Annotated in this window: 3 protein-coding genes, 5 tRNA genes and 2 rRNA genes; 1 reads left to right on the plus strand and 9 read right to left on the minus strand. The window is 40.4% G+C overall.

What is annotated here, in order from left to right; genetic code table 11:
• Positions 1–125 precede the first annotated feature (125 nt).
• The 4 genes from OO184_RS24410 to OO184_RS24425 all read right to left on the minus strand — a co-directional run bounded on the left by OO184_RS24410 (position 126) and on the right by OO184_RS24425 (position 558).
• A tRNA-Thr gene (locus tag OO184_RS24410) sits at positions 126–201 on the minus strand.
• A 6-nt stretch (positions 202–207) separates the two neighbouring features.
• Positions 208–282: transfer RNA gene (locus tag OO184_RS24415), tRNA-Gly, on the minus strand.
• A gap of 99 nt (positions 283–381) precedes the next feature.
• A tRNA-Tyr gene (locus OO184_RS24420) sits at positions 382–466 on the minus strand.
• A 16-nt stretch (positions 467–482) separates the two neighbouring features.
• Positions 483–558: transfer RNA gene (locus OO184_RS24425), tRNA-Thr, on the minus strand.
• A gap of 431 nt (positions 559–989) precedes the next feature.
• Here OO184_RS24425 and coaA point away from each other — a divergent pair.
• Positions 990–1,940 carry a type I pantothenate kinase gene (gene coaA / locus OO184_RS24430; protein WP_265381394.1) on the plus strand — a complete coding sequence of 317 codons (951 nt, stop codon included), beginning with the start codon at positions 990–992 and terminating at the stop codon, positions 1,938–1,940.
• A gap of 43 nt (positions 1,941–1,983) precedes the next feature.
• Here the strand turns inward: coaA and birA are convergent, their stop codons facing one another.
• The 5 genes from birA to rrf (OO184_RS24455) all read right to left on the minus strand — a co-directional run bounded on the left by birA (position 1,984) and on the right by rrf (OO184_RS24455) (position 4,480).
• A complete protein-coding gene (gene birA, locus OO184_RS24435; RefSeq protein WP_265381392.1) occupies positions 1,984–2,943 on the minus strand; it encodes a bifunctional biotin--[acetyl-CoA-carboxylase] ligase/biotin operon repressor BirA in 960 nt (319 codons plus the stop codon).
• Positions 2,940–3,965: a UDP-N-acetylmuramate dehydrogenase gene (gene murB / locus OO184_RS24440; RefSeq protein WP_265381393.1), complete on the minus strand. Its 1,026-nt coding sequence runs from the start codon at positions 3,963–3,965 to the stop codon at positions 2,940–2,942. Before murB ends, birA begins: the two co-directional genes overlap by 4 nt.
• 146 nt (positions 3,966–4,111) lie before the next feature.
• Positions 4,112–4,227: ribosomal RNA gene (gene rrf, locus OO184_RS24445) — 5S ribosomal RNA — on the minus strand.
• 22 nt (positions 4,228–4,249) lie between these two features.
• Positions 4,250–4,325 (minus strand) — tRNA-Thr (locus OO184_RS24450).
• Between the two features lie 39 nt (positions 4,326–4,364).
• Positions 4,365–4,480: ribosomal RNA gene (gene rrf, locus OO184_RS24455) — 5S ribosomal RNA — on the minus strand.
• Positions 4,481–4,522: the final 42 nt, after the last annotated feature.

Genomic DNA, 4,522 nt, shown 5'->3' on the forward strand with positions numbered 1-4,522 from the left:
TTTTCTTTAGACATTAGATTGTCCCTCTAAGACACGGAATCGGTGGTTCCACCACATCAACCAAGCAATTGCTCGTTGAATATCGCTTACAGGAATAAAATCGGGAGACAAGGACATTAAGGAAGTGGTGCTGATAGGCAGATTCGAACTGCCGACCTCACCCTTACCAAGGGTGCGCTCTACCAACTGAGCTATATCAGCACATCTTGGAGCGGGCAGCGGGAATCGAACCCGCATCATCAGCTTGGAAGGCTGAGGTAATAGCCATTATACGATGCCCGCATTGAACTCGGCTACCTGACTTTAATCAGCTGTACGTCGGTCTCGATATGCTTTTCCTTTGTAAAAGGAAAGAAGATACCAAGACTAAATCTGATTCTTTGGTGGTGGGGGAAGGATTCGAACCTTCGAAGTCTGTGACGGCAGATTTACAGTCTGCTCCCTTTGGCCGCTCGGGAACCCCACCTTTTCCAAATTTTTAATGGTGCCGGCACCAAGAATCGAACTCGGGACCTACTGATTACAAGTCAGTTGCTCTACCAACTGAGCTATGCCGGCATCAAGTGCTGCGCATTCTAGGCAGTGTGAGAGCACTATGCAACAAAAAAATTGCCATCCTTGATCATTCGGTCACAAAACGCTCATTTTCATTCAATTAGCTGTTTTTTTCAATATGTTTAGCTCAAATAATAAACATAAAATCACCTATCACCATAGAGGAACTGATCACAGTGCCCGATAAAACTTGATAGGTCACTTCATTTTACGTCATTTAAATTTCCATCATGATAAACAAACAGCTAAAGCTAACATTAAGTAAAGCAACTCAATTTTTTACGCTTCTGCATTCCTTGCAAAAAAAACCGATAAAAATACAAAAAAGCCTACGCCTGCCGCTCATCAGTCGATATCATGCAATTTATTTTTTGCCGGGTACAGGTTGTTTATTGCAACTTGTCCAACCTGCACAAACAGGCAGATGTTGGTTTATGAATAAAAAAGAACTTTTTTTGGCCACTCCATATTTGCAATTCAATCGTGAACAATGGGCAACCTTACGCGATTCAGTTCCACTGACACTAACAAAAGAAGAATTAATTGATTTAAAAGGAATTAATGAAGAAATTTCTTTAGAAGAAGTTGTTGAGATTTACCTTCCTTTATCTCGCTTACTCAATTTTTATATTAGTTCAAATTTACGTCGTCAAGCAGTGCTCGAACAATTTCTAGGTACTGATGGACAAAAAGTCCCTTATGTCATAGGAATTGCTGGTAGTGTTGCCGTTGGTAAAAGTACTACTGCACGTCTATTACAAGCCCTGCTAAGTCGTTGGCCTGAACACAGAAGTGTAGAATTAATTACTACAGATGGTTTTCTACATTCTAATAACGTACTGAATGAACGTGGACTGATGAAAAAGAAAGGGTTCCCGCAATCATATGATATGCATAGCTTAGTGAAATTTGTATCTGATATTAAATCAGGATCTACACAAGTATCCGCACCAGTTTACTCTCATCTTACCTATGATATCGTACCAAACGAGCAAAAACTCATTAAACAACCAGACATTTTGATTCTCGAAGGTTTGAATGTATTACAAAGCGGTATGGATTATCCTCATGATCCACACCATGTATTTGTCTCTGATTTTGTCGACTTTTCTATCTACGTCGATGCACCAGAAAAACTACTCAAAAGTTGGTATATCAGTCGTTTCTTAAAATTCCGTCAGGGCGCCTTTTCCGATCCAGACTCTTATTTCCACAGCTATTCCAAGCTATCAGAAGAAGAAGCCATAAATACTGCATCAGATATCTGGCAAGAAATCAATGGACTGAATTTGCGACAAAATATTTTACCAACTCGAGAACGTGCAAGCCTAATCATGACAAAAGGTACTAATCACACTATTGAAAGCGTAAGACTGCGTAAGTAAAAATAGTTCCCGAATCCGGAAGACATTCCTCTTCCGGTCGTTTTTAACAACCTCTTAAAGAAATCTCCCCACCTATATATGGGGTTATAACACCATTCTGATCAAGTAACAAAGCACCTTGCTGATTAATACCCCTAGCTATACCATACACTTCCTGACTACCAATAATTAATTTCACCGGTCTATCCATAAAATTATCTAACTCAAACCACCGAGAAACAAATGAAGACAAACCTTCATTTTCAAACTGAATTAAAGCCTTCCTTAGATCAAGTATTATTTCTACAGCCAATTTATTACGATCAACTTCAATGCCTGCCTGCAACAAATTAATCCATTGCTGATTAATAGATTCTTCATCCCTATGATCCATTGAAATATTTATACCCGCCCCTATCACAACCTGAGCAGCATCACCAGTCTTTCCTATTAATTCAACTAAGATTCCCGCTAATTTCTTATCATCAAGATATAAATCATTTGGCCATTTTACCCTAATTCTATCAGCTCCAAGTCGATGTAATACTTCAGCAATAACAATGCCAACAACCAGACTCAATCCGATTGCAGCAGCAGGTCCTTGTTCAAGGCGCCAATACATAGATAAATAAAGATTTTTTCCAAAGGGCGAAACCCATTTCCTTCCACGCCGCCCTCTGCCAGCATACTGATACTCTGCAACACAAGCATCCCCTGATTTCAACTCAGATAAACGTTCAAGCAAGTACTGATTAGTCGAATCAATAACTGGCAAAACAGTTATACGATCCTGAGGTAAGTATTGAAAAATAGTATATTCATCAAGTAATTGCATAGGCACCACAAGGCTATAGCCCTTGCCAGGCGTTGTTTCTAGTTCAATTCCCCATTCACGAATTGTCTGTATATGTTTATTAATCCCAGCTCTACTCATTCCTAAATCTTGTCCCAACTGTTGGCCAGAATGAACGTCACCGTCAGACAAAATCTTAATCAACTGTAATGGCACGGTTATATCTTTCATGAAATACATTCCACAGCATCAATTTCGCCTTTAGAACCAATAAAACGAACCTCAGGTTCAAGTAACACACCAAACTTACTTATCACTTGCTGACGAATATAGGCAGCCAATGAGACTACATCCTTGCCTGTAGCATTTTCCTGATTTATCAATACTAGAGCTTGTCTAAGATGCACAGATGCACCTCCAATGCGATAACCTTTTAAATTACAATGTTCAATGAGCCAACCTGCCGCTAATTTAAACATCCCATTCATGTAAGGATATTGGGGGCTATCAGGGTAATTTTCTTTGATTTTTGCCGCAACTTGCGCACTGACAATTGGGTTTTTAAAGAAACTCCCCGCATTTCCTGTTATTGAAGGATCAGGCAATTTATTGGTACGCATTGCACATACTGAATCAAAGATATTCTGAGGAGTTACATTATCTTTCGACAGCCTAACTAAATCACCATAGCTCAATATCGGCCGCCAATTCTTCTTCAACAATAATCCTACGGAGATAATGGAATGATTTACTTTATATTTATGCTTGAAAACACTATCCCGATATCCAAACTGACATTCACCAACACTAAGACGCGTTTGTTCCCCAGTTTCTAGATTAAGAATATCTACATATTCACACACATCTCTAAATTCAATACCATATGCACCAATATTTTGAATTGGTGCAGCACCAACGCAACCAGGAATTAAAGCCAGATTCTCTAATCCATAGATTTGATTTTTAAGAGAATGGCAGACTAATTCATGCCAATTTTCTCCTGCCCCTACATGTAAATGCCACGATTCATCTGTCTCCCGCTGTTGAATCCCCATAATCCTATTCAGAATCACAGTTCCTTCAAAATTTGCAGTAAATAAGACATTACTGCCTCCACCAAGTAATAATGCAGGTTGTTTTTCACTTTTGGCTTTCTGCCATAAAGTTAATAAAGACTCGGCAGATTCAGCTATATCTAAACGTTTAGCGTAAACTGATAACCCAAAGGTATTAAATTCTTTAAGAGAAAGCATTTACTCAATACTCAATACTCAATAAAGCTACTTAATAAGTAGTTTATCAGCTATAGGAGTGGAAAACAGTTGGAAAAATAAGTTAGTTATTTATTATTAATGCGAAAAGGCCACCCTTTTGGATGGCCTTTTCGTCTCAAAATAAAGTCTGGCAGTTCCCTACTCTCACATGGGGAGACCCCACACTACCATCGGCGCTACGGCGTTTCACTGCTGAGTTCGGCATGGGGTCAGGTGGGACCGCCGCGCTATCGCCGCCAGACAAATTCTCTTATGCGTTATCATGGTGCTGATACCCAGATTCGAACTGGGGACCTCACCCTTACCAAGGGTGTGCTCTACCGACTGAGCCATATCAGCAATGGTTGCCCAAACTTACTGTTGGCGCAAAAAATTAAAGCCTGGCAGTTCCCTACTCTCACATGGGGAGACCCCACACTACCATCGGCGCTACGGCGTTTCACTGCTGAGTTCGGCATGGGGTCAGGTGGGACCGCCGCGCTATCGCCGCCAGGCATATTCGGTTTTACTCCGGCCGTCGCGTCTCTTCCGCAACC

It is taken from the genome of Photorhabdus aballayi (genome assembly GCF_026153155.1).
GTDB lineage: Bacteria > Pseudomonadota > Gammaproteobacteria > Enterobacterales > Enterobacteriaceae > Photorhabdus > Photorhabdus luminescens.